23 protein-coding genes, 4 pseudogenes and 1 other annotated feature are annotated in these 25,765 nt (G+C 38.4%); of the genes and pseudogenes, 10 read left to right on the top strand and 17 right to left on the bottom strand.

Features of this window, described 5'->3' with window-relative positions:
• Positions 1 to 48: 48 nt before the first annotated feature.
• Both JCM1039_RS05860 and JCM1039_RS10860 read right to left on the bottom strand, forming a co-directional pair.
• Positions 49 to 792 (bottom strand): PAS domain-containing protein, encoded by a 744-nt coding sequence (locus JCM1039_RS05860; protein ID WP_025015045.1) that lies wholly within the window; start codon positions 790 to 792, stop codon positions 49 to 51.
• A 183-nt stretch (positions 793 to 975) separates the two neighbouring features.
• Positions 976 to 2,579 (bottom strand): annotated as a pseudogene (locus JCM1039_RS10860) (ATP-binding cassette domain-containing protein).
• A gap of 117 nt (positions 2,580 to 2,696) precedes the next feature.
• On the opposite strand from JCM1039_RS10860, the gene JCM1039_RS05850 reads away from it, so the two are divergent.
• The 5 genes and pseudogenes from JCM1039_RS05850 (at position 2,697) to JCM1039_RS05835 (ending at position 6,807) form a co-directional block, all read left to right on the top strand.
• A complete protein-coding gene (locus JCM1039_RS05850) occupies positions 2,697 to 3,614 on the top strand; it encodes a prolyl aminopeptidase (protein ID WP_025015044.1) in 918 nt (305 codons plus the stop codon).
• A gap of 55 nt (positions 3,615 to 3,669) precedes the next feature.
• Positions 3,670 to 4,370: pseudogene (locus JCM1039_RS10855) on the top strand (response regulator transcription factor).
• Position 4,371: 1 nt separating this feature from the next.
• Positions 4,372 to 5,712, top strand: coding sequence for a sensor histidine kinase (locus JCM1039_RS05840; RefSeq protein WP_025015043.1), 1,341 nt, complete (start codon positions 4,372 to 4,374; stop codon positions 5,710 to 5,712).
• Positions 5,713 to 5,827: 115 nt separating this feature from the next.
• Positions 5,828 to 6,130 (top strand): annotated as a pseudogene (locus JCM1039_RS12925) (PepSY domain-containing protein); the annotation flags it as partial.
• Positions 6,131 to 6,174: 44 nt separating this feature from the next.
• Positions 6,175 to 6,807, top strand: a complete 633-nt coding sequence (locus tag JCM1039_RS05835; RefSeq protein WP_025015042.1) for a PepSY domain-containing protein — start codon at positions 6,175 to 6,177, stop codon at positions 6,805 to 6,807.
• A gap of 52 nt (positions 6,808 to 6,859) precedes the next feature.
• Here JCM1039_RS05835 and JCM1039_RS05830 read toward each other — a convergent pair whose 3' ends face one another.
• The 4 genes and pseudogenes from JCM1039_RS05830 to JCM1039_RS05820 all read right to left on the bottom strand — a co-directional run bounded on the left by JCM1039_RS05830 (position 6,860) and on the right by JCM1039_RS05820 (position 10,022).
• Complete coding sequence (locus JCM1039_RS05830) at positions 6,860 to 7,375, bottom strand: GNAT family N-acetyltransferase (protein ID WP_025015041.1); 516 nt, start codon at positions 7,373 to 7,375, stop codon at positions 6,860 to 6,862.
• Positions 7,375 to 7,830, bottom strand: coding sequence for a MarR family winged helix-turn-helix transcriptional regulator (locus JCM1039_RS05825; protein WP_025015040.1), 456 nt, complete (start codon positions 7,828 to 7,830; stop codon positions 7,375 to 7,377). Before JCM1039_RS05825 ends, JCM1039_RS05830 begins: the two co-directional genes overlap by 1 nt.
• Positions 7,831 to 8,095: 265 nt before the next feature.
• Positions 8,096 to 8,179 (bottom strand): annotated as a pseudogene (locus JCM1039_RS12185) (type I toxin-antitoxin system Fst family toxin); the annotation flags it as partial.
• 205 nt (positions 8,180 to 8,384) lie between these two features.
• On the bottom strand, positions 8,385 to 10,022 hold the full coding sequence (locus JCM1039_RS05820; protein ID WP_025015039.1) for a peptide ABC transporter substrate-binding protein: 1,638 nt from the start codon (positions 10,020 to 10,022) through the stop codon (positions 8,385 to 8,387).
• Between the two features lie 312 nt (positions 10,023 to 10,334).
• On the opposite strand from JCM1039_RS05820, the gene JCM1039_RS05815 reads away from it, so the two are divergent.
• Together JCM1039_RS05815 and JCM1039_RS05810 are read left to right on the top strand one after the other, a co-directional pair.
• Entirely contained in the window at positions 10,335 to 10,697 is a 363-nt protein-coding gene (locus JCM1039_RS05815; RefSeq protein ID WP_025015038.1) for a DUF1304 domain-containing protein, read from the top strand.
• 276 nt (positions 10,698 to 10,973) lie between these two features.
• Positions 10,974 to 11,327, top strand: a complete 354-nt coding sequence (locus JCM1039_RS05810; protein ID WP_051523216.1) for a PepSY domain-containing protein — start codon at positions 10,974 to 10,976, stop codon at positions 11,325 to 11,327.
• A gap of 59 nt (positions 11,328 to 11,386) precedes the next feature.
• On the opposite strand, the gene JCM1039_RS05805 is transcribed toward JCM1039_RS05810, so the two are convergent.
• The 4 genes from JCM1039_RS05805 to coaA all read right to left on the bottom strand — a co-directional run bounded on the left by JCM1039_RS05805 (position 11,387) and on the right by coaA (position 15,632).
• Positions 11,387 to 12,991 carry an ATP-binding cassette domain-containing protein gene (locus JCM1039_RS05805; protein WP_025015036.1) on the bottom strand — a complete coding sequence of 535 codons (1,605 nt, stop codon included), beginning with the start codon at positions 12,989 to 12,991 and terminating at the stop codon, positions 11,387 to 11,389.
• Between the two features lie 106 nt (positions 12,992 to 13,097).
• Positions 13,098 to 13,922: a helix-turn-helix domain-containing protein gene (locus JCM1039_RS11980; protein WP_025015035.1), complete on the bottom strand. Its 825-nt coding sequence runs from the start codon at positions 13,920 to 13,922 to the stop codon at positions 13,098 to 13,100.
• An 82-nt stretch (positions 13,923 to 14,004) separates the two neighbouring features.
• Entirely contained in the window at positions 14,005 to 14,580 is a 576-nt protein-coding gene (gene efp, locus JCM1039_RS05795; protein ID WP_025015034.1) for an elongation factor P, read from the bottom strand.
• Positions 14,581 to 14,717: 137 nt separating this feature from the next.
• Complete coding sequence (gene coaA / locus JCM1039_RS05790) at positions 14,718 to 15,632, bottom strand: type I pantothenate kinase (RefSeq protein ID WP_025015033.1); 915 nt, start codon at positions 15,630 to 15,632, stop codon at positions 14,718 to 14,720.
• 45 nt (positions 15,633 to 15,677) lie between these two features.
• Here coaA and JCM1039_RS05785 point away from each other — a divergent pair, with 45 nt between their 5' ends.
• On the top strand, positions 15,678 to 16,238 hold the full coding sequence (locus tag JCM1039_RS05785) for an SGNH/GDSL hydrolase family protein (protein WP_025015032.1): 561 nt from the start codon (positions 15,678 to 15,680) through the stop codon (positions 16,236 to 16,238).
• On the opposite strand, the gene JCM1039_RS05780 is transcribed toward JCM1039_RS05785, so the two are convergent.
• The 5 genes from JCM1039_RS05780 to helD form a co-directional block, all read right to left on the bottom strand.
• Positions 16,235 to 16,687, bottom strand: a complete 453-nt coding sequence (locus JCM1039_RS05780; RefSeq protein WP_025015031.1) for a GNAT family N-acetyltransferase — start codon at positions 16,685 to 16,687, stop codon at positions 16,235 to 16,237. The genes JCM1039_RS05785 and JCM1039_RS05780 overlap by 4 nt on opposite strands.
• A 2-nt stretch (positions 16,688 to 16,689) precedes the next feature.
• Positions 16,690 to 17,508: an amino acid ABC transporter substrate-binding protein gene (locus JCM1039_RS05775; RefSeq protein ID WP_025015030.1), complete on the bottom strand. Its 819-nt coding sequence runs from the start codon at positions 17,506 to 17,508 to the stop codon at positions 16,690 to 16,692.
• A 3-nt stretch (positions 17,509 to 17,511) separates the two neighbouring features.
• Complete coding sequence (locus JCM1039_RS05770) at positions 17,512 to 18,132, bottom strand: amino acid ABC transporter ATP-binding protein (RefSeq protein WP_025015029.1); 621 nt, start codon at positions 18,130 to 18,132, stop codon at positions 17,512 to 17,514.
• 16 nt (positions 18,133 to 18,148) lie between these two features.
• A complete protein-coding gene (locus tag JCM1039_RS05765; protein WP_025015028.1) occupies positions 18,149 to 18,796 on the bottom strand; it encodes an amino acid ABC transporter permease in 648 nt (215 codons plus the stop codon).
• A gap of 154 nt (positions 18,797 to 18,950) precedes the next feature.
• Positions 18,951 to 19,184, bottom strand: a binding site (T-box leader).
• A gap of 43 nt (positions 19,185 to 19,227) precedes the next feature.
• Positions 19,228 to 21,534 (bottom strand): RNA polymerase recycling motor HelD, encoded by a 2,307-nt coding sequence (helD, locus tag JCM1039_RS05760; protein WP_025015027.1) that lies wholly within the window; start codon positions 21,532 to 21,534, stop codon positions 19,228 to 19,230.
• A 150-nt stretch (positions 21,535 to 21,684) separates the two neighbouring features.
• Between helD and JCM1039_RS05755 the strand changes: the two genes are divergently transcribed.
• Both JCM1039_RS05755 and JCM1039_RS05750 read left to right on the top strand, forming a co-directional pair.
• Positions 21,685 to 22,371 (top strand): M57 family metalloprotease, encoded by a 687-nt coding sequence (locus JCM1039_RS05755; RefSeq protein ID WP_025015026.1) that lies wholly within the window; start codon positions 21,685 to 21,687, stop codon positions 22,369 to 22,371.
• 69 nt (positions 22,372 to 22,440) lie between these two features.
• Positions 22,441 to 23,091, top strand: a complete 651-nt coding sequence (locus JCM1039_RS05750) for a histidine phosphatase family protein (RefSeq protein ID WP_025015025.1) — start codon at positions 22,441 to 22,443, stop codon at positions 23,089 to 23,091.
• Positions 23,092 to 23,131: 40 nt separating this feature from the next.
• Here the strand turns inward: JCM1039_RS05750 and JCM1039_RS05745 are convergent, their stop codons facing one another.
• The gene (locus JCM1039_RS05745; protein WP_025015024.1) at positions 23,132 to 24,937 is read right to left on the bottom strand and encodes an FtsX-like permease family protein; all 1,806 of its coding nucleotides are present in this window, start codon (positions 24,935 to 24,937) and stop codon (positions 23,132 to 23,134) included.
• A 12-nt stretch (positions 24,938 to 24,949) separates the two neighbouring features.
• Complete coding sequence (locus JCM1039_RS05740; RefSeq protein ID WP_025015023.1) at positions 24,950 to 25,699, bottom strand: ABC transporter ATP-binding protein; 750 nt, start codon at positions 25,697 to 25,699, stop codon at positions 24,950 to 24,952.
• Between the last annotated feature and the right edge of the window lie 66 nt (positions 25,700 to 25,765).

Here is a 25,765-nt window from a genome sequence, read left to right as displayed (position 1 = left end):
AATGATTCTAAAATTGAGTCAATTGATGAGTTTTTCTATTGATAAATATTAATGCTGTGAAGCACCTGTTGTAGTATCTGGTTCTTCTGTTTTTATAGTTTTTTCTACCTTTTCAGCCTTAGTTGAAGCACCACTTACAGCATCAGGATCTGAATTTCTACGATAAGTTGCACCAGTTGTGGTATCATCATCTACTACCAACTTTTGACCAGTAGTTTCACAGAAATACTTAACGAGTGGATACAAATCTTGAACCCATTCGTAAATACCTGCGTAATCTCCATTATCATCTTCAACACGCTTATAGTAGTGCAAAACAAGTTTCTTCAAATTACCAGTTGGAACAGGCATATAGACATCATCATGTCCATCTTGCTTAGTACGTAAAGCATGAACTACTTTTTTAGCATTAGGAATAACATCACGCACATCAGGGTGAATTGCCTTCATAGTATCACCGACTTGATCTGGTGTACGTTTAGCAAGCATCTTATAATTTGGATCAGTTGGACGATTGTACCATAGAAATTCATTATTATCGTCAACAAAAGTCATTTCCCCAATTGTATTTCTAAGCATCCAATTAAGTTGGTTAACAGTAAGTAACCCCGCATCCAGCTTCACATAATCGTCACCTTCTGCAGCATGGACCTTCTTAGCTGCCTTATCCAGCCATTCAGGATCATTTTTATCGATTCCTTCAACTGTATATTTAGATTTACCCTTAGCTTCAAAATCTTCTTTTAAGTATTCATCAGGATTCATATCCTTAAGCCATTTAGGTTCTGCCATAATTTTTTCCTCCTACTAATAAAGAATCTTCTTAGTTCTAATTATAATTTGTAAACGATTTCGGTTCAATTGGATTGATATAAATTTAGCAATAATTCTTCAGAATCTATTATATAAAATTTTATATATTTCATTTTTTTAAAAAGTACCACTTACAAAGTAGTACTTTTCCTGTTAATTTCACTACATCTTTGTTTCAACGGTATGCTTATCCAAATGAATAATCACATCAAACATTGCTTTTTCCTCAGGTGAGATTTTGTGGGCTACTTCTATTACCGCAACATTAGGATTCTCAAGTAATGTTTTATGAATATCTAGTGACAATTTAGGATCAAGCGCACTCGTTGCTTCATCAGCCAACAAGATTGGTCTGCCCGATAATAAAGCACGAGCAATTTCTACTCTTTGAATCTGCCCACCAGACAATTCACTACCATTTTCACCCACTTGCTTATCTAGGCCTTGGCTCTTAACCAAATTATCAAGTCCAGCTTCATGGATTACTTGTTTCAGCTTTTCATCGCTCACATTCCGGCCAAGCGTAATGTTAAAACGCAACGTATCGTCAAACATGAACGGTTTTTGATTAACATAGGAGAAATAATTATGCGCTGCATACCAATTACCAGTTACATCTTTGCCATTAAGCAAAATCTTCCCATCTTTAGGTCTTTTTGATCCCAAAAGAAGGCGCAACAATGTTGTTTTCCCCCAGCCACTTGGCGCCATAAGCAATACTTTTTCACCAGGTTTAACCTGCAAGTTAACACCCTCAAAAATGCGCTTATGATCCGAACTAGTAACGTAAGACAAGTCCTTAACTTCCATGCCTTCGAAGTGGTCAATCTTTTGCTTATCATTTTTCATCACGTGCTTCAAAGCAATTTGGGTCTTCTCCCACATTGGCACCGTTGACTTAACTTGGTTAAATTCGTTAAACAATGTAACAACTGGCGTGATAAAATTCATTGCCAAGTCAACCATCATTACCAATGTACCTACTTGCAAATTACCCTGCATCATCATAATTCCACCGATTGTACATGGAACGATGAAACAAAATAACTCAGCAGCCGAGTAAATTAACTCAAGTGCCCAAGCTTGCGTTAAAGTCATGTTGCGTAAGGCATTTTCCATATTTTGGGCTGCATTAGCTGCACGCGTTACGATATTCGTTCTAACGTTATAAAGCTTAGTAGCTTGCGCACCATTTAACGAATCAGATACGTTTTGCGTGTAATTAGCATTAGTCTTAGCCCAAACCTTAGATCTCTTAATAATAATTGGGCTCGTTACCATCTGTACAATGGCAGGAGCAATAGTTGCTATTAAGAACACAATAGTCATTTGCCAAGAACTATAGAAGGCAAAACTGATTGCACCTAAAAACGATAATCCTTGGAAAATCATATCAAGCTGAGCTGTAATTCGATTAGTTTCAATCTGCTTCAAGTCATTAGTCATCAGTGACAACCCACTTTTAACATCTAGATCACCTTGATCAACTAAATAACGTAAATTAGCTTTCTTCAACGTCATATTTACGTCACGGATAATCCCCATCTTAACCGTTTCGTAGACAAAGTTGCTGGCCATAAAGCACATCTGACCCAATGCCGTTAAAAGTGCTAGTCTTATTAAATGCATGTAATCTTTAGAACCAGACGAAGCAACGTTCAACATAATCTGAATCATGTAGCCACAAAAACAATATTGCAGGCCTTAATTGCTGCCAAAATCGTAAAACAGATTAATTGGCTTTTTTTAGCATATTTAAGACTCATAAACTCTCCTTTTTTATATACTTGAACCATTATACCCGCATACTTGTCTTTTTCTCAATCTGATACGATAATTAATGTAATACATTCTATTTTTAATAAAGACTGAAAGGAAATTCTATGAAAACTGGTACTAAAATTATCACTTTAGACAACGGTTACCACTTATGGACCAACACTCAAGGTGAAGGCGACATTCATTTGTTAGCTTTGCACGGCGGTCCTGGCGGCAACCACGAATATTGGGAAGACACGGCTGAACAATTAAAGAAGCAAGGTCTTAACGTTCAAGTTACTATGTACGACCAACTTGGTTCACTTTACTCAGACCAACCTGACTACTCTGATCCAGAAATCGCTAAGAAGTACTTAACTTACGAATACTTCTTAGACGAAGTCGATGAAGTTCGTGAAAAGTTAGGTCTCGACAACTTCTACCTTATTGGTCAAAGTTGGGGCGGCCTTCTTGTTCAAGAATACGCCGTTAAATATGGTCAACACTTGAAGGGTGCGATCATTTCTTCAATGGTTGACGAAATCGACGAATACGTTGCTTCAGTTAACCGCAGACGTCAAGAAGTTCTTCCACAAACCGAAATCGACTTCATGCACGAATGCGAAAAGAACAACGACTACGACAATCAACGTTACCAAGACGATGTTCAAATTTTGAACATTAACTTCGTTGACCGTAAGCAACCTTCTAAGCTTTACCACTTGAAGGACATCGGTGGTACTGCCGTTTACAACGCATTCCAAGGTGACAACGAATTCGTTATTACTGGTAAGTTAAAGGACTGGCACTTCAGAGATCAATTGCACAAGATCAAGGTTCCAACTTTGCTTACCTTCGGTGAAAACGAAACTATGCCAATTTCAACTGCTAAGATCATGCAAAAGAAGATTCCTAACTCACGCTTAGTTACCACTCCAGACGGTGGTCACCACCACATGGTTGATAACCCAGCTGTTTACTACAAGCACTTAGCTGACTTCATTCGTGAAGTTGAAAACGGCACCTTTAAAGGTCAAAATTAATTAACAAAACGGTTGGAATTAATTTTCCAGCCGTTTTTTTCTAGAGGTAATTGATATGGATGAAAAAGATGTCAAAATTCTGCTAGTTGAAGACGGAGAAGCAGTGGCTAGTTTTGTGAAGACAGAGCTGGAATTTGAAGGCTACCAGGTAATTTGGGCACAAGATGGTAAAGAAGCCTTAGAGCTTTTCAAAAAGGAAGATCCAACCCTAATTTTGCTCGATTGGATGCTTCCTATTTATGATGGCATCACTGTTTTACGTAGAATTCGCAAACAAAGCGATGTACCAATTATCATGCTTACGGCGAAAAATTCCACCTCTGACATTAGTTCTGCCCTTGATCAAGGATTAGATGACTACATTACTAAACCTTTTGAAATTGAAGAGCCTTTTGCCAGAATCCGCGTTGTCTTGCGTAGATTAAAAAAGCAACAAGAACAAAATACGACCCCTACTTCAACTTTTACTTTTGGTCCATTCAAAATCGACTTGGTGAAGCACGAATCTACTGCAACGACGAAAAAATTTATTTAACGCCAAAGGAATTTGCCTTAATGACAGAATTGATGCAAGAGCCTGAAAAAGTAAAAAGCCGTGATGAACTGCTCGACGTCGTCTGGGGCTATGACTTTGTGGGGCAAACCAACACGGTTGATGTCTACATTAGAACTATCCGCAACAAATTGGGCGATCCTTATAAGAAGCTTATCAAGACGGTGCGTGGCCTTGGCTATTGTTTAAGAGAAGACGATTAAGATGAAGGAAAATAAAGCTAAAACTACCGCTAATCAGTTAACCAAGCTGTTCGTCAGTCTTTTTGTAGCTATCCTGGTTGTCGTCAACATCGCGTTTTTGGCTATTTCATCTGGCTACATTTATTACAATGCTAAAAGTCAAAGCGAGCAGGTCATTGAAGCTGTTGAAGAGAATCTGGAGCCGCAATATGACTGGTCCGCACTGCTTGATGCCTATTTGGCAAAACAGGAAGACGATGCGATTATTTTAACTACGCCACAAGGCAAAACCTACTATTCTGAAGATGCGTACGAAACCTTTAAAGGAATCAATCGTAAACATCATTATCAAAATTTCGTTGTTTATAAACATCGGATTTACTTTTTAGCATTTGAAAAACATCAAGGCTATCATATTCAAGTTGCGTTAAATGTGGATGAGCTCTTCAATCTGATCACCTGGCTTTTGCTTACCATGTTAGGACTAAATCTTTTAGCTATTCTAATTAGCATCCCCCTCATCCGTCGTTTTGCCCACAAGTGGAGTCGGCCGATTCAAACGATGAATACGGAAATCCAGGATATTCGCAAGAATAAAACGCCCGAAAGAAAGATTACCGTTCCAAATAATCCACTTGAAATCAAGAATCTAGCCCGTTCGTTTAACAATCTACTCAATTTTCAAAATAGCGCCTTAAGGCGTGAGCAACAATTCGTCAGCGATGCATCCCACGAATTAAAGACACCGATTGCGGCCATTCGTGGCCACGTCAATTTGATCAAGCGTCGCGGTCAAAGCAACCCAGAGATTATTTCTACTTCATTAGACTATATCGATTCAGAGTCAAAGAAAATGCAGCTAATGGTTAACGAGCTGCTTACTTTGGGCCGAATCGATCAAAATAACGACGACGTAGCGCCAATCGATTTGGTTAAAATTGTCTCTGACGTGGTTAGTGAAGTGCAGACCGTTTATCCGCAAAAGATTACTGCAAAATTACCTGAGCAGTTGCTTTATCCAATTAAACCAACTGACTTCCGCAACATCGCTCACAACTTAGTAGAAAATGCAGCCAAGTATTCCCCAGAAAATAGCGACATCAGTGTTTTACTAAAAAATGAAGACGAAAAATTACTCTTCCAAGTGGCCGATCACGGTATCGGTATTTCTAGAGAAAACCGCGAGAAAATATTCGAACGCTTTTATCGCGAAGACAAATCACACTCAAGCAAAGTCAGCGGTTCTGGCCTAGGGCTTGCCATCGTTAAAGCCGAAGTTGACAAGTATCATGGTCAAATTACGGTTGAAGACAACTCCCCTCAAGGGACAATCTTTTCCGTATATCTCCCCGAAGAAAAATGAAGAAATCTTCATTTAAACTCCATCTAATTTTGGTTTTTCTAGCCTGCTTTCTTAGTAAGATAAATATATCAAGTAAAGCAATTAGGAATTAAGAAAAATCAAAGGAGAATTACTTATAAAAACTATCAACTTAAAGAAAATCGCATTCGCAGGCGCAGCTTTAATCGGCTTAGGCACAGCAGCTATCACTACTGTTAACCAAAATACAGAACCTACTACTGTTCAAGCAGCATCAAGCAAAATCAGGGTCTCTCAAAGCACAGCTGTTAAGAAATTCAGAGCTAAATATCCAAGTGCTAAGATCGACTCCATTAACTTAGAAAAAGAAAGAGGCCGCTACGTTTACGAAATCGAAGGCTTCACTTCAACTAGAGAATACGACATGAAGATCAACGCTTTAACTAAAAAAGTAATCAGCGTAGAACGTGACTAATTTTTTAAGAAAAAAGAAAGGGTATAGAGATGAACCTCACTAAATTAACCAGCGCAATTTTATTAGGTGCAGCTTTATTGACTGGAACCGTGGCTTGTTCAAAGCAAGATAACAGCACTGCACAAACTAGCCAAACCACATCACACAAGTCTACTGCAGCTAAAAGCAGTGACAGTAGTCAAACCAACGATTCCTCCACAGAGACTACTAACAGTGTTAAGACTGAAATTGGTAAGATTAAATTAACTCAACAAGAAGCAATCGATAAATTCCATAGCCAATTCTCAGGCAAGCAAATCAAGAGCATCGATTTGTCACTTGAAGGCAAGCAATACGTTTATGAAATTGAAGGCTTCGATGACACTCATGAATATTCTGCAGAAATCAACGCGGAAACTGGCCATGCCAGCAGCGTTCACTCAGAACGTTTAGACCATGATGACCGTAACGAACAAGCTTTGAACTTGGACGGCATCATCAGCCGTGACGAAGCAAGCGTAATTGCAGAAGAACATGCGCATGGTACTAGTCAAGAATGGAAGTTAGATCAAGAACATGGCAAGACTTACTGGGACGTTGAGGTAGTCAAAGGTCGCCAATCTACTGAGGTAAAGATTGATGCTCACAGTAAGAAGATTCTTGAAATTGAACATGATGATTAATAACTAAATGCAAACAAAATTGGTGAAGAGAAATTCTCCTCACCATTTTTTATTACAACTTTTTAAGTAAAAGCCAGTCAATTTGCGGATCGTCACCCACTTGGAAGACATGTTGTCCTACCCGTTTAAAACTGTGACGCTTATAAAAGTGTTGAGCGTTGATGTTCTTTTCATACACGCCAAGCCACATATAATCCTTCTTTTCATCCCTAGCAATCTTTTCTGCATAATCAAACAAGACATTGCCTAGTCCCTTATGCTGGAAGCTAGTACGCAAATAAATTTTTTGCAATTCAAGGGCATTTTCTTTTAAATGCTCTTTTTGTGCATCCCCCACATTGACCTTCAAATAGCCAGCGATCTTATCTCCTACCATCAAAAAGAAGAAGCGACTATTTGGATTCTCAATCTCGCTAATTAACACATCCGTCGCATAATCTTCGTCCAAAAAACGTTCCATGTCGTCTGGTGCCGTAAAAGGATCGAAAGTCGCTTTAAATGTTTCACGTGAAATCTTTTGTAACTCTGCTACATCGTCGGTTGTGACTGGTCTAATTGTGTAATCCATTAATACTCCCTCTTTCCGCCATTCTTAACAAAGTACCAATTCTCGCTTGCATTGTCTTCTACTTGTTGCAAAAGCTTGGCCAATTCTTGTCTTTGTTTCTCATTCAAACCGGTTAAAACCAATTCATTCGAATAGGTATTTTCCTTCTCAATTCTTTGTGCTAATTCTTCACCTTTATCAGTCACAAACAGGTGCTTGATCTTCTTATTTTTTTGGTCATTTTTTCTTTTGATCAGGCCATTATCTTCTAGCTTTTTAATACTCCGGGCCGTCGTCGTGCGATCCACGTTGAGCATCCCTGCCAAATGATCTGAGATAATACCAGGATTTTCTTTGATTCTAACCAAATATAAATACTGACCACGATTCAGCTGTATCTCTTTAAATTCAATGTTGGCAATCGAATCAAGTGCCCGCGCAATCGTGCCGATTTGTCTTAAAATATCTTCTTTCATATTTTTCAACTAAAAATTATTATGTTGATTATTGTTGCAAATGCAACAATAATTTTATTAAAAAACAAAATCTGCATTTGCAGATTTTCGGAGGCTTATTTAGAGTACCTCATATGACTAAATGATTGGATCATGCTATACTATAGGAGCAACGAAGTGATTAGAGTAAATTCAATCTACTCAAAAAGCCCTACCATCGCAACTGGCAAGGCTTCTTTTTTTACTAGGGGCAACTACCTAGCGTGAGGGTGAACGATGCGACTACTTATTTGTGATCGTTGTCCCGATGGTTCAACCAGTGATCGAACAGTGCAAGCACTATACCCACTATGATGGGCGCAACAATCGAAGTTGATTAACGTATTCAATCTGCTCACCTCCTTTCAGTAGGAGGACGTAGTCGCTAACTAATACTTTATCAAAAGAAAGTTTAATTTAGTGTGGTATTCCCAATATTACTAACCATATTTAATCCCCAAAAAATAAAAACAAAAAATGCTGGTAATCAACGTTTCAAACGAAGATTATCAGCATTTTTAGTTATAAATATTTTTCTACTTCACGTAAGCATACTTGTATGACCATTGCGTACCAGCAGTGTTATGAATCAAGCCATGAACACGTGGCTTTTGCAAATATGCAGTAGTTTGTTGGTAAATTGGTGTAATTGCTTGGTTCTTGTTCACGATCTTAGCGGCAGAAACCAAATTGTTCCAACGCGTTGCAGGATCGTTAGCATCTTGATTGCCAGCTCTTTTTACCAAATTATCGTAATTAGAATCTGACCACTTACCATAGTTGTATGAAGTGCCAGTCATCGGAATTTGCATGAAGGTCATTGGATCGTTGAAGTCACCGCCCCAGTGTGACAAGTAAATATCGAAGTTACCTTCTTGTGCACGACTATCCGAAGATTTTTCTGGCACATTTGTAATATTAACCTTGATGCCACGCAATTCCTTGGTCCATTGTGATTGCAAGTATTGCGTTAATTGATCACTATCAGACTCATCGTTTGAAGCCAAAATGTTAAAGGTTAAGCTGCTTTTACCAATTTCCTTCAAACCTTGCTTCCAGTACTTCTTAGCCAAAGTAGGATTGTAATCAACGGTATTCTTCACAGCTTGCTCTTTAGCAAAGTCCTGGCCATTTGTAGGATTCTTAGCTAAATCAGTTGCGACAAAACCTGTTGGCAAGGTTGAGCCATTGCCTAAAACCTTCTTAGTCACAATGTCGCGGTCAATTGAAAGTGACAAGGCCAAGCGAATATTTTTATTATTCAAAGCCTTACGGTTAACTGCGTTCTTGTCCTTGAAGTTATAAAGCAAGAATCTAACCAATGAGTATGGGTATTGAGTAAAGTCCTTATTGCTCTTCAAATTCTTCACTTGCTCGCTTGAAAGTGGAGTTAAATCCAGCTTGCCTTGTTGGTACATCTGATAGCCAGTGTTGTTGGACTTCACAACTTGGTAGTTAATTTTATCTAACTTAATGACCTTCTTGTCCCAGTAGTCATTATTTTTAACAAAGGACCAGGTATCATTGGTACCGTTCCAGCCCTTAATCTTGAATGGGCCTGAGTAAACTTGGTATTGCGCCTTAGTTGCATACTTCTTGCCGTACTTGTTAACGACCTTTTCGTTTTGTGGTCCAAACAATGGATAAGCCATCAAGACCTTGAAGTAAGCGATTGGTCTGTTTAATTTAACCACCACAGTTTTCTTGTTAGGTGCAGAAATACCGACCGCACTTGGCTTCATCTTGCCTTGTGCAACCGCATCCGCATTCTTTACGCCGCTAAAAAGATATGAATATGGTGAAGCGGTCTTAGGATTCAAGCTTCTACGCCATGAATAAACGAAATCTTGTGCAGTAATTGGATCGCCGTTTGACCACTTGGCATCCCTCAACTTAAAAGTCCAAGTTTTGCCATCTTTTGATACACTACCGCTCTTAGCAAGACCCGCAGTTGGCTTACCGTTTTTGCCCAAACGATAAAAGCTTTCAAAGACATTGCCCGTTTGACCAAAACCGGTAGACTTGCTGATGTCAATGGTGTCCAGTGGTGCTGTAGTGCTTAAATTCAATGTGTTCTTTTCTGCTGTCGAAGCATTGTTATTGCCACAAGCAGCAAGAAGCAATCCTACTGAAACTGTGACAATACCTGCTAAAACTCCCTTTAATTTCGACATGTTTTTTCCTTTCTTTGCAACAAAAATGGGATGTACTCCAACGCGGAATACATCCCAAAAAGAACCACAACTTCATAACTAGTTATAAGTAATAGTCTTCGATGATCACACATTAGAGCACGACAAATAGATGTTGTTTGTGCAACAACATTGGCAGTTTTGGCATTGCAATTGACGTGCTAATAACATGTGATTCATCTCCTTCTTACTTTTGATAAGCTTATCTTAACTTGTTAGTTTACATCTGTCAACACTTTATTTTGTAAAAATCATTTTTTCCGTATAATTATAATGAGCAAAGGAGGAATACGAATGACTACAATTGGTATAGTTCTAACGTTTGTCGTGGGGATTGAACATATTGGAATTTGTTTTTTAGAAATTTTTGGTAAACCTGAAATGCAGGCGAAGGCCTTTGATATGGACATCAATTTTGTTAAGCAAAGAGCTGCGCGAATTTCGATGGCGAACCAAGGCATCTATAACGGGATGCTAGGGCTTTTGTTGATCCTAGTTTACTTTGTTTTCAAAGCTCCTGTGGTCTTCACCGTTTGGGAATTATTGTTAACTTTGATCGTCGTTGTCGCAATTTTCGGTGGTTTTACTGCAACTAAAAAGATTTTTGTGGTACAAATGTTACCTGCATTGCTAGCATTAATTTGTCTTTTGGTCTAAACATTACAAAAATAAAACAAAAGGCGTAAGAAATTTTAAAGTCTATATTGACAACTCGTCACTTTCCTACTTATGGCTTATAATTGGTATAAAAATATCAGTACATAAGTAAGAGGCGTATATGAAAAGATTTCTGACAATTATTCTAAGCATTTGTGTCGGCATTTCTATTTAAATAAAACACAGGCAGTTAGCTATTCCAGCGATAAGCTGCCAGCAATTAGAGTGGATCAAAGCAGTGCTATCCGTAAATTTAAATCTCTATACTCTAGTGCAATGATCAAGTCCATCTCTTTAACTTTGAACAAGGGCATTTATGTCTATAACATTGTAGGTTTTGATGATCGTAAGGATTGTATGATTCAAGTTGATGCAACGAATAATAAAATTTTAGGTCAATCAACTCAAGTGCTTAATTACGATTTTGATAAAGAAACATACTTAAACTTAAATAAGACAATTTCACTTAAAGAAGCTACTGAAATTGCCACCAAGGAATTTAGAAATAGCATTCCTATTTCCTGGGAATTAGAAGATGTTAATGATCAAGCAATTTGGAAAATCATTTTGATTCGTGATGAACAAAAACGTGAAATAAAAATTAATGCCGAAACAAAAGAGCTAATATAACAAAAATAAGCATCACTTTACGCGATGCTTATTTATTCGCAATCAATTATCTCGGTTGACTATCCTTCAATAAACCCATTTTTTGTTAACGTATAAATCTTAAGCCCAAACTTATCTACCAATGTATCATCAATATTATGGGCTACTTCAATCACCATTATTGGCAGTTCATAAATCAATGTTCTAATTTGCTTGGCGTTTTCCTTATCCAAACTAGAAGTAATTTCATCAAGTAAAAATAATTCCTTGTGTCTTAAAAGGCCACGGGCAATCGCCATTCTTTGTGCTTGTCCACCAGACAAATTAGTGCCATTACTATCAATTTTGAAATTTAGAGGACTATCCCCTAATTCTTTCCACAAACGAACTTCTTTAAGAACCTTAACCATATCTGCTTCAGAAAAATCTTGATACAGAGCCAAGTTTTCAGCCACTGTTCCTTCAAATAACCAAGACTTTTGTGAAATAAAAATGGAATCTGATAAAGCAATTAGTCGCTTACCAAATCTTATCTGACCAGAAGTTGGTTTCAATTGCCCAGAGATTAAATTAAGTAAGGTAGATTTCCCTACTCCTGAATCCCCAGTGATGATGATTTTATCGGTATTTTCAAGTTGGAGGTTGACGTTTTTGAAGATCCATTTATTATCTCTTTTAAAACTTACATTATCTACAGTAAGTTGAGGTTCTGCTAGAGCTACCTGATCTTGATTATTAGCTCCTGTCTTAAAGCTCATTTTGCGGATATTCTTGGTACTAGTAATTGAGGTCTGGTAAGAAGCTAATTCTCTGATTCCTTCAAGAATATGATCAGCAGTTAACGACAGAGTAACGATTGTGCCTATTTCGACACCACCTACATGATAAACAACCATTAATAAGCCGATTCCCATTGGAATAATATCCGCCAATAGCGAACACATCCAAGCGCAAAACTGTACTGTGAACTGCACCTGGTTCATTTTAAAATAATTCTCTTCCTCAGCATGTAATGCGTGATTAAAATTCTTAAAGAACAGTTTTCTAACAGCAAATTTGTTTATCTCAGACTTACCTTGAAAAATATCTTTCATCATAGTGACTAACTTTGTATTAGAAGCACTCCATTGATCGGTCCGATTATTCATCCGTTTTTTGCCAACTTCATTAGGGATCATGCTTAGTGCTGAGAGCAAAATATAGATTAGCCCTAAAACAAAATTAGTTTCTAAGACAACAATTGTCGTGGATATGATTGTCATTATACATTGGAGCAAATAAAACAATGGTTGAAAATATTGTCTTTGAATCTGATCAGAGACATTAGTTATATTGTTAATTACTTCCGAAGACTCTCCAGACATATTGTCTTCTTTTTGAAAATCTGAAGTAAAGAAACTGTATTTTAACTGCTCATTTAAATATTGCATAGATTTTTGTGTCACTAGCAAAAACAAATAAGCAGAAGCATAAGTTATTAGATAAGCTAGCAACACAAAGAGTAAAAAGGTGCCAACGTTTTGAAAATTATGAAAGGCAATATTGGTCATTTGTCCAAGTACGTAACCGTTGATTACTCCTTCAAATGAACTAGTGATTGAAAGAATAATGATGGCAAGTATTAATTTAGCAGGCAAATTTTTTAGTACCCATTTCAAGTTAATTTGTATTACTTTTGTCTTCATTGGATGTCACCTGATTCTACATCATCATGCACGTTCTGCTTAAACTCGTACTCACATCCTAACTATTTTTTATGTAAAAAAAATAAAAGTGTCATATGTGACACTTTTATCTTGAATTGTCTATAAATCCTGCCATATTGTTATTAACAAAGAACTGCTTAATTTCTTTAGCTCTTTTCTCATCATCACTAAATATAGCAATATAATACTGTTCCATAATTTTGGCGAAGCAATTCTTAGGCTCCAAGTTTAACTTCTTTAGTATGCTCAGAGATACATTTATTCCCTCTCTATCATTATTATGTTTTCGAAACGACCATTCTAAATAATTAACTGCAATTGCAGCAATCAATCTTTGACTTATATCTGGTAATTCATTTATTTGTGGGCATTTTTTAAAAATCGAACCAATAATGATTTTTAGATCATTCATATCAAATAAGGGCATAGCTATCGCAAAGAGCCTTAATGAATTTTCATCCCAATTTGTTGTTTTAAAAACTTGTTTCCTGATATTTAATTTTTCTTTATCCGAAAGTTGATCAAAAGTATTTGTTAGATAAGCCTTTATCAAGGTTGCTTGAGTAGCCAGGTTTAAAATCCTACTAGTTTGCTTTTCTTGACTTAGCTTTTTCTGTAAATCAGATATTTTGGGCAAATCTTCATGATAATATGCTTCGTGTAATTGAGATAAATATCTTTCAACTTTCTCTTCTTCATTATTTGCTTGTGCTGGTACGATTTTGTTAAAAAAATTAACGACATCAATATCATGCAGCTGCAAAATTTTAATCAAGTCTATTGCCTTAATTTCATACTGATTTCGTTCAATCTTGGAATAGTATGATTTTGTTAAAACATCGCCTGCCATTTCAGTCTGTGATAGCTCTAACTCTTTTCGTTCTTTTTTTAATGCTTCACCAATTGTCATTTCAAAAAATCCTCAAGTATGCTTTAGCTTTGTAGATAAAAATAAGCATCACTTTACGCGATGCTTATTTGCTTGCAATCAATTATCTTGGTTGACTATCTGCACGTGACTTGTAATCACCGTTTTCAGTACCGATAACCAGCTTTTCGCCTTCGTTGATGAAGTCAGGAACTTGAACAACCAAACCAGTTTCCATAGTAGCTGGCTTACCACCACCTGCAACAGTGGCACCCTTGATACCTGGTTGAGTTTCCTTAACAGTCAATTCAACAGTTGCTGGTAATTCAATACCGATGATCTTGTTGTCATCAGTGAAGTCCATGTCAACGACAATGTTAGGAATCAAGAACTTAACGTCGTCGCCTAATTGATCAGCTGAAACTTCGTATTGGTCGTAAGTTTCAGTATCCATAAAGGTATAAGTGTCGCCTTCGCTGTACAAGTATTGTGCGTTCTTCTTAGTTACTTCAACTAAGTCTACCTTTTCAGATGGACGCATAGTCTTATGAACAACGGCACCACTCTTAACATCACGCAAGTCCATTTGCATAACGGTGTTACCCTTACCTGGCTTGTGGTGGTTAGCCTTCAAAACCTTGATCAACTTGCCGTCTTGACTAAAAATCATACCTTTTTTCAAATTAATTGCTTGTACCATTTACTTTTTCTCCCTTAATTTTCTTCAATCTCGTTTTTTTAATTTTTGCGTTTTTCTCTTTTTTAACACGCTGGGGGCAAAGCAAATTTTTTAATTAATAATAAATAAATCGTATTCATAATTTACAGTATACCAAATTAAATATGTCTTAGGTAAATTCGATCGATTAAATGTCCATTTGTTTTATGCAAAATCAAACTAGCTCGTTCCTTTGTTGGCGCAATATATTCACGTAGGTTGACCAAGTTGACCATTTGCCAGGTCTCTTCAGCTAGCTTTAAAGCATCATCTAGCGGACCGTTAGCCATTTCATAGTAGAAATTATTTGGCTTATCTTTGTTTAGTTTCAATACCTTCTTGAAGCGTTGCATGTACCATTTTTCAATCAAATCTTCGTCAGCGTCGATGTAAATAGAGAAATCGAAGAAGTCGCTCGTTACGACTTGGCCACTTTCCGGCAGCTGCAAAGTATTGATGCCTTCGATGATCAAAACATCAGGATTCTTCACATGACCATATTTTCCAGGCACAATATCACTCAATTCCTGTGAATACAGTGGATAAACGATATCATCTTTGCCGCTCAGCACGTCTTTCAAGAAATCGCTGAGCATTGTCATATTGTAACTTTCAGGGAATCCCTTGCGTGGCATGAGGTTACGACGCTGCAATTCTTCATTAGTATAAAGAAAACCATCAGTGGTCATTAAATGAACTTTTAGCTCTGGGTACGTTCTTTTAAGAAGAAGTTGCAACAAACGAGCGGTTGTTGACTTGCCTACCGCAACAGAACCAGAAATACCGATGATAAATGGCGCCGGCTTAAAATCCTTATGTAAAAATTCAATCTGAGCCTCTTGTGCATCCCTTTTTTGTTGGTAAACTAAGTGTAAATAGCTAATCAAACTAGTGTAAATCTCGTGGACGTCAGTCAAATCAACGACATCGCCCAAAGACTTGATGCTAGCTAGCTCTTCTTTTGTGATATTTACTTTATTTTTGGGTGCAAGTTTTGCCCATTCATTTCTTTCAAAGCTTGTATAATTCTTCATATCCTGTTCCTCTAACTTACTTATTATAACGGAAAGGCTGAAACTATGAAAAAAATAATTTTATTTGGCGATTCAATTTTCAACGGTTATCGTGACGGCTGTGACACCAACCTTGTAACTAATTTGTTTAAAAAACAGCTTAACAATTATACACAGGTGGAAAACATCTCTAAAAGTGGTGCAACTACCGTCGAAGGCGTTGATTATTTAGTGCAGATTCCTGCAGAAAAAGATTTAACTGTTGTTGAATACGGTAATAACGACGCCGCTACGGCATGGGGCATTAGTCCTGAAAACTATGAAAGAAATCTAGGTCAAATCCTTGATACTGTAGGTAAAAGCGTCGTTGTGGGACTTTGTTATCCCGATCCCACAAATAGCGAAATCAATCAATTTTATGGTGATGAGCGCCTTGATTTGTTTAACTCGATTGCCAAAAAAGTTGCTTTTGAGCACAAATCACCATTTGTGGATATTCTTCCGGCCATGAGAAAGCTCAAACACATATCGACATATTACCAAGCAGATGGCCAGCATTTAACTGATAAAGGTAACGGATTTCTGGTTAACCAGATTGTGCCCACAATTAAAAAAGAACTCGATTAGTTCAAGTCCTTTTTCATCATGATGTGCTGAATGCCAGCTTCTTCAAATGGCTCGCCGATTTCTTGATAGCCTAATTTGGTATAAAACGGTTCAACCCGCATTTGGGCATGGCAGTATAACGCCGCTACGCCCTTTTCGCGCAAGTATTCTTGTACCGCTTCAACCATCTTGCTGCCGAGGTGCATCCCTCTAGCCACCTTTGACACCGCAACGCGGCCCAACATCCACTTGCCATCTTCTTCAAAAATCCGGCAAGTAGCCAGCGCATTCGTTTGATCATCGTTCAAACGGTACGCTTGAATTGCGATCAAATCTTGGTCATCAAGTTCAGGCAAAGTAATCTTTTGCTCGGTCACAAACGTTTCTTCACGCAATCTTTCCGTGCAAAACAGCTCACGGCCGCTCATTTCATCAATCTTTTTCAGGGTAAAATCATTTATCTGCTTCATTGCTATCTACCTAAATAATTGCTTTCCTTGCCAAACCACTTTTTATTCAACTTAGCTAGTGTACCATTTTTTTGCAAGAGAACTAAGCCGGCATTGACCTTTTTACGCAAAGTCTTGTCACCCTTACGCATTCCGACCACAAACAAATCCTTTGGCACATTATCATTTTGAATCACCTTGTAGTCCTTGCTCTTAGTCATGTGAGCAATGTAGTAGTTGGCATAAACTTCATCTAATAAAATACCCTGAATCCGACCGGCATTCAAATCTAAGAACGAATTAGAGATCGTGTCATAGAGCACGGTCTTTTTTGCGTACAAAACATTTTGCTTAGTTTCATACCACTGCTCGGCAGTTGAACCGGTTTGCATCCCTAATTCATACTTTTTCATCTGCTTAAACGAATTAATGCCGCTGTCCTTCTTAACGACGAGTACCTGTCTGTTGCGCAAATATGGTCGACTAAAGGCCACTTTTTTCTTACGTTCAGGCGTAATACTGTAGCCGTTCCATAACAAGTCGATTGTGCTGTTACGCAATTCTGTGACGTTCATCGACCAGTCGATCGTTTGAAAACTAACGTGGATGCCATATTGTTTAAACACAGCCTTAGCTAAATCAATGTCATAACCAATTAGCTGCCCATTCTTTTTCTCAAAACCCATGGGCACGAAACTGTCATCAAGACCCACCACAACCTGATTTTTCTGTGTAATCTTACTCCACGTGTCTTGCGTATTTGCGCGTTCCTTCACGCTTTCACAACCAGTTAGCACTAGCATTAAAGTAGCTAATAAACCGAAAATCCATCTTTTCTTCATAGACTACGCCTCACTTAATGGCTGGACATTAAGCATCTGATCGGCCACGTTCTTAGCGAAGGTCAAATCGTGCGTGATGATCAATTGCGTTAAGCCTGACTTCTTCAAATCCAAGATCATCTTTTCCACTTCTTTACGCAAGTTAGGATCAAGGGCAGAAGTTGGTTCATCATAACATAAAATTCTTGGCTTCATCGCCAAAGCTCTAGCGATTGCGACACGTTGCTTTTGACCACCTGATAATTGATATGGGTACTGTTTTTCTCGACCATTCATCTGCAATTGATCAAGCAACTTTTTAGCGTTCTGATCGGCTTCCTCCTTGGATTCCTTGAGCACCATCGTTGGTGCCAAAGTAATGTTTTGAAGTACGTTTAAATTAGGGAAAAGGTTAAAATCCTGGAAAACGACGCCAACTTTACCTGGGTCATATGGTTTACCATCGATTAAAATTTCACCACTGTCCTTCGTTTCAAGGCCCGCGATAATTCTAAGCAAAGTCGTTTTACCAGCACCAGATGGACCAACGATCGTCATGATTTCGCCATCTTTTAACGTAAAAGAAATGTCCTTCAAGATCGGACGGTTGTTAAATTCTTTGCATAAGTTCTTTACTTCTAACATTTGTTTTCACCTGATCCTACTTGTAATAAGAGAAGTGCTTTTCAAGTCGTTTAAGAATAAAGGCACAAATACTAATCAAGAGCAAGTAAATGACGCCAACTAGTACAAGTGGTACCAAGGTTACATCCCTTGCCATCGCAACGTTTCCGGCTCTAAGCAAGTCGCCTAAACCAATTACGTAAACCAATGATGAATCCTTTACCAAGTTGATAACTTCGTTACCGATTGATGGCAACACGATCTTAATCACCTGGGGAATAATGATCTTGGTCATCGTTTGCCAGCGGTTCAAGCGCAACACTTGTGCAGCTTCGAACTGACCTTGGTCGATTGATTGAAAACCACCCCGGAAAATTTCAGCGAAATAAGCCGCATAGTTTAAGACAAAAGCAAATAAAGCAGCTTGGTAACGTGGAAAAACAATATGAATAATTGGCAAACCATAAAAGACAAAAATCAGTTGCAAAAGTAATGGCGTACCTCTCATGATCCAAACGTAAAAGTTAACGACCCACTTAAGTGGTTTGATCTTACTCATTTCTCCCAATGAGACTAAAATTCCAAGCGGTGTTGCTAAAATTAAAGTCCAAAAGAAGATGTTCAACGTCATCCCCACTCCACTAAATAAAGCTGGCAATATTTCTGTAATGTATTTCAGCGACATATTCTCACCCATTTTCCTAATAAAAAACGCCCCCTTAGGACTTACCCTAAGAGGACGAACGCATCGTGTTTCCACCTCATGTTCGCACTTGCTCACGCAAAATGCCTCACTAGGTTGATTATCAAAAAGAAAAAGCCCCCATAGCCAAATTGGCTACGAGGGCGAATGAAATCGCGGTTCCACCTCATGTTCACAAACTGCTCACGCAGCTTGCCTCAATAAGTTCGATAATCAACCTTTAGCTGTAACGGGCTAACCCCGGGTCTTCCTACTCAATTCAGAAAATCAACTCGCAGATGTGACTTCATACCAGCGTATGTTTCATTTCCACCATCAGAAACTCTCTATTATTACGACAGGTATTACTGCTTCTGTTCTAAGTTGTTTTTAATGTTGATTAAGATAATAAACGCCAAAAAATAATTTGTCAATTATTTTTCTTCGTAGGTGCTCTTATCTACGTCAAGAAGCGGACTCTTTTCACCGGTGTAAATGATGTCCAGCTTGTACATAGCACGTGAAGTAATCGTGTAAACTAATTGCGTTTCATCTAAGCGGTGGTAGTTTTCTTTTGAAGCACCCCACATGATTACGGCGTCAAATTCTAGACCCTTTGCAAGGTATGATGGAATAATCAAAGTACCATCAACTAAACGTTGGTTAGCAGTCGCAATCAAAGTTGCCTTTTCGCCGCGATCCTCAAGCATCTTGTGAACAAACTTAGCACTAGCCAAATCCTTGGTAATAACAGCTGTGGTCATCTTATGCTTTTCGTTATCGCGTAAAACATTGCTCAAAACGGCAACAGCTTCTTCATCGGTCTTTCTGCCCCAGATAACTGGCTTAGGACCCTTTCTGTTAAAGACTTCGATCTTTTCACCTTGGCGCAAAATTTGCCTGGTAAAGTTGGTCAATTCCTTAGTTGAACGATATGACTTAGTAAGCTGCACAACATCAGTCTTCTTTGGATCAAATAAACCAGAAATTTGCTTAAGCAAACTGCGGCTTTCGTCCTTAGTAAAGATAGCTTGGTTCAAGTCACCTAACATGGTGAACTTGGCACGTGGGAAGTTGTACTTGAGGTATGCTAATTGGAATGGAGTGTAGTCTTGAATTTCATCGATAAAGGCATAACGCATTTCAAAGTCGGTTCTACGGCCAGTAACTAAGTCGTAAAGGTACAAGTATGCGGAAACGTCGCTCATTGCAATATCGTGCTTCTTGAAGTTGTCTTTTACATCTTCGACATGCTTCATCCATTCGTCTTCGTCGATGTCCCACTTGCTTAAATCAACCATCTTAGGTACGGCACGCAAAAAGCTAAGGTATTGTGCACGCATGTTGAGGAAGTGGTTGTGCAAAATAAGTTTGTGAACGCCCTTCAATGCGGCCAAAACGATCTTTCTACCCAAGAAGGCCTCTTCTTTTGCTTCGGATTCGAATTCCTGGTCAGGACGATCATACAAGTCGTTCAATTCTTGTTGGCTCATCCCTTCAATAGTACGAGCTACCCAAGCCTTCTTAGTTTCAGGCGTAATCTTACGGTTAAGCATCTTGATCAATTCTTCACGTGTAGCGTCGATACGGTTAGCCAAACTGTAATTTTCATTGAATGAGTAGTAGATCTCTTTGATCTTATCTTTATCAAAGTATGGCTTCTTCTTATCACGGAAGTAGATATTCTTAAAGACCACACCACGCTTGTTAAGACGCTTTGCATAACGCGTAAGCAAGTTAAAGAAGCTGACAGAATCCTTGAATTTGCTGATGCTGGTGTCGGCAGTTTGATCTTCGAATTGCTTGAACAGGTTTTCAACGTTCATCCCTGGCAAACGACGAGCAACAAATTGCCAGTAGGTCATTTGAACCATGTTTTGTTCACCCATTTCAGGCAAAACGTTCTTGATGTAGTCGTTAAACAATTGGTTAGGACTAAACATGATAACGTCGCTTGAAGTTAAGTTGCCGCGGTAACGGTACAAAAGAAAGGCAATTCTTTGCAAAATAGCACTAGTCTTACCAGAACCAGCTGCACCTTGAACAAACAACAAGTCAGCACTGGTATTTCTGATGATCTTGTTTTGTTCACGTTGAATCGTCGTTACGATCGATTTCATCTGTGTGCTGGATTTTTCGGACAAAACAGACAAAAGCATTTGGTCACCGATTGACTCATTGGTGTCAAACATGTTGATGATCTTGCCGTCTTCGATCATGAATTGACGCTTCTTGGTCATATCGACGGTAATTTCACCTTCTGGTGAGTTATAGGTAACTTTGCCTAATTTTCCATCGTAATAAATTGAAGAAATAGGTGCACGCCAGTCATAGATCAAGAAATGATCATCTTTATCCGCAAAGGAACCCAAGCCAATATAAATGGTTTCAGGCTTATCTTCGCCGTTTTCCTTGAAATCTACACGTGCAAAGTATGGTCGCTTTTCAAGGCGTTCTACCGTGTCTAATTGCTTAGCTGAATGTTGCCAAGCATGTTCACGCTCGCTCAATAATTGTTGCTGTTGGTGAATTGACAAGGCAGTTTCCATTGAAGTGGAATAGCCATCGTAGTCCAATTTCACATCGTCAAAAAAGTGTGAATTAAGCTCTCTTGCTTCGCCTTCAGCTGATTTGATAGATTTCTTTAAAGACTTTTCGCGCGCCTTGATCTGTACCATGATGTTATCAAGGTGTTTTTGCTCAAGTTCTTTTTCATTATTTTCAGTTTTGGCTGTAGCCATTTAATCACCTTTTCCATAAAAAACTTGCTATCTATTTTAGCATGAATAGCGCTTTCATGATAGTTTTCACGCTCGCAAACAAAATATAAGTAAAAATTGGTGAAAATTTAAACTCTAAAGATTATAATTTCAACGTTGGAGTTAAAAAATATGAGACCATTTTTTAGATTTATTCGAAATATTTTCTTGCTTGCTCTTCTCGCATTTGGTGTTTGGACTTATAAAAACAACCCCAACTTCCAAATAGCTACCAATGATTCTTTAGCTACACTTAGCTATCGTATCAATCAATTGCTCACGACGGGAACAGCAACTGCGCCAAAAAATGGCGTTAATCCAAATACAAAAACAGATACTGACAAAACTGAAAATGATAATTCTTCTGAGACGCGCGTTTGGTCAGAGCCGGAAGCTAATGTCTATGTTGATATTAAAAATAATCTCCAGCTACGTTCAGCTGCAATTGACGCAATGAATGCCTGGAACAGAACGGGTGCTTTTACTTTCCATCAAACCAATGATAAAAGTCGCGCCCAAATCGTGATCAGCACAGTCGATGATAGTGACACCAACGCGGCCGGTGAAACAGCGACGACTTATAACCCATCAACAGGTCATTTGTTAAAAGCTGACGTGCATTTGAACCGCTACTACTTGCAAAACGAGTGGTACGGCTACAGCAACAACCGCATCGTTAATACGGCAGAACACGAACTGGGCCACGCGATTGGTTTAAACCACACGAATTCCGTTTCAGTCATGTATCCTAAGGGTTCAATCTACACGATTCAGCCGCAAGATATTAGAAATGTCAGAAAAATTTATCACGAAAAATAATTAGCTTTATTTGCTCACCCTTTTCCAATAGAATAAGGGTGAATTTTTTATTTTCATAAGGAGAAAAAGATGAAAAGAATTTACGTTGTTCGACATGGTCAAACTTATATTAACCGCTACAACAAGATGCAAGGCTGGTGTGATACTCCATTAACTGAACCAGGTATTGAAGGTGCTGAAAAAGCCGGCGAAGCTTTAAAGGATGTTCCATTCGATATTGCCTTATCCAGTGACTTGAAGAGAGCTAGCGACACCTGCGAAATCATCATGAAGCACAACGTTAACAAGGATGAATTACAACACCTTGCTAGCCCATTCTTTAGAGAACAATTCTACGGCTATTTCGAAGGTCTCGACTCTGAAATGGCTTGGCGCATGATAGGTGGCAGCCACGGCTATGCTACTAGACAAGAATTATTTGTCCACGAAAGCATCGACACAATCAAGGACTGGATTAAGGATGCTGACCCATACCACGATGCAGAAAACGCAGAAGAATACTGGGCACGTCTTGATAAAGGCTTTAAGTTAATCAGCCAACTTGATGGTGCTGAAAATATTTTACTTGTAACTCACGGCTTCACTATTAGAAGCTTGTGGTACCGTTACGGCGATAACATCCCTCTTGTACCAGGTCCTAGAAATGCCTCAATCACTATCATGACAATGAGCGATAAGGGCGAAATCAAGATTCCTTCTTGGAACAAGATGCATTTATAGACAAAAAGAAATCAGTTTTCCGATTGGAAAACTGATTTTTTTATTTATGCTTATTATTTTTCAAAACAAGATTTTCATACAGCTTAACAGTCACAGCATAGTAAATGAAGTAGAGAACAATGAAGATCAAGAATGGTACCCAGAAGCCCATGTATGGATGTGGCAAAAGGGCTGTAAACAATCTCAGACCAAACAACACGTCGATCACACCGAGGACTCCAGGAAGAAGGAATAATACACCAATTTCGTGTCTGATTGATTGCTTGAGGATCTTTCTTCTAGTACCGATCTTGTAAAGCATTTCGTAGCGCATCTTGTCGCTGGCGGCGCCGCTCAAAACTTTGAACATCAATGTGGATGCGAGCATGGTGAGGAATGCTATTCCTAGGAAAAAACCCATGAATTCGAAACCACTGGTATAGCCAAGCACCATTTGGTATGAGAATGGCTTGGTTTGTGACAAAGCTTGAGCCATAGCAGGATTGGAAGCCATTTGCACCTTTTCCAGCTTGGTCAAAGTTGGATAATCTTTAACAAAGTTTTTGACTGTGATAAAAGTAATAAACTTCTTTTGTCCTTGAATCTTTTTTAACTGATCTGATGAAACAAGTTTGATTGCCTTGTTTCCAGTATTAGCTTGCATCCCCAAAACACTATTAGCATAACTATTTTTCTTAGTTAATTCGCTAATCTTAAAAGCAATTGGCTTATATGTTGGGAAGTTATTGCCTTTTTGTTTAAACTGAATGTCTTTTAATGGTGTCTTTTCAAATTCACTTCTGTCGAAGTAAACGTCTTTTTTAGTTTCAACATAGTGATATGTCGATCTGGTTTTAATGTCTAATTTATCCACATTCTTTTGAACAGCAGGACTGTTTTCAACGATTGTGGCGTCATAGTATGTGCTTTTTACAGCTTGGTCCTTCAATGAATTGAAGTTAAGACCAACGGTAATAGCACCAAGCGCTAATGCGAAAAGTAATGAGATAACTGAAAGAATACGGGTATAGTCGCGGATTCTGAACTTTAATTGTCCAAGTGTAAACATACGAATGCCACGATATGCGAAGTTCTTTCTTTTAAGTAAGAAATTAATGATGAGAGTGAAGAGAGAGTCAAAAGTAAAGTAGGTACCAGCAACGATAGTAACTAGTGCAATTGGGATGATAGCGATGGCTGGTAATCCCATAACGTAGTAGCCGACAGCCAAAAGTACGATACCTAAGATAGCTTCAAAAACTCTTAAGCCATTTTTACGGCTAAGTTTAATTGGCTTTTGACTTTCGTGAAGCAGGTCGATAACCTTGCTTCGAACAAGTTTATGTACATTTCTTAAAGCAGCAAGAAAGAAAATTGCGATAAAGAAGATCAATGTCCAAATAATTGCGCTAGGCAAAACAATTTGGAAATGCGTAATCTTCAAACCTAAACTAGCAATCAAAACCTTCGAAACGATTGCAGTTAGGCCAAAACCGATGACGATACCAAGTATCGCAGCAAGCATCCCTGTAAGCAAAGTTTCGCAGAAGATCAGCAAGCCGATCCTGGAGCTTTTTGCTCCTAACATCATGAACATGCCGTAGTCATGCTGGCGCATGCGGAGCAGGAACGAATTGGCATAAACCAAATATACAAAAGTGATAATTGCAAGCAGAACAATACCAAAACCAAAGATAAAGCTCAAGTATTGCCCTGGCGCGTTAACGTCGTGACTCATAAAGCCGGGATTAATGGCCAAAGTCAAGAACATGTAGAAAATCATGCTGGCTACAACCAGGCCTGAGAATAAGACCGTGTAGTCCTTCAACCTGCTTTTAATCCCAGTTAAGGATAGTTTCCAAATCATGCTTCTCACCTCCTATTCTTCAGTACCTAAGTGAGCAATTAATTCATGGTAGAAATCGGTTCTGCTCTTGTTTCCCTTTACCATTTGTTCACCGATCTTACCGTCCTTGATAAATAAAATACGGTTGGCAAAACTTGCGGAAAATGGATCGTGCGTAATCATTAAGGTTGTAACGCTATCGTTTTTATTCAAGTTTTCCATTGTATTCAAAAGTTCACGTGCACTCTTAGAGTCCAGCGCACCGGTTGGTTCATCGGCTAGCAAAATTGCGGGTTCATGAACCAAGGCACGAGCTGAAGCAACACGTTGCTTTTGACCACCAGAAATTTCAGCTGGGTATTTGCTCAAAATTTCTTTAATACCCAACTTTGCTGCAATTTTATCCACAAGTGGATTAATTCGATTAGTCAAAATACCACGCAAGCTGAGTGGCAACGCAATATTTTCACGGTTGGTCAAATTTTCCAATAAGTTGAAGTCTTGGAAGATAAAACCAATTTCTTTACTACGAAAGTCAGCCATTTGGTTAGCGTTCAAATTGCTGATGTCTTTACCATTGATAAAAACTTGACCAATAGTTGGCTTATCAAGCGTTGAAAGAATGTTTAACAAAGTTGTCTTACCAGAGCCCGAAGCACCCATGATTGCAACGAATTCGCCGGATGCAACCTTGAAGTTAATTCCTTTTAAAGCTTGATATTGTTTTTCGCCTTTTTTTCCATAAGTCTTGGTGATATTGTCCACCACAAGAATTTCATTCATTTTGAAAACCTCATTTCTCTGTGCTTTGTTCTACTGTATTATTCAATTAATACAGTAATATGATAT

The organism is Lactobacillus kitasatonis DSM 16761 = JCM 1039 (assembly GCF_000615285.1).
GTDB classification, from domain to species: domain Bacteria; phylum Bacillota; class Bacilli; order Lactobacillales; family Lactobacillaceae; genus Lactobacillus; species Lactobacillus kitasatonis.
Note: the sequence above shows the minus strand (reverse complement) of the source record. Positions and strands in the feature narration are given on the sequence as shown.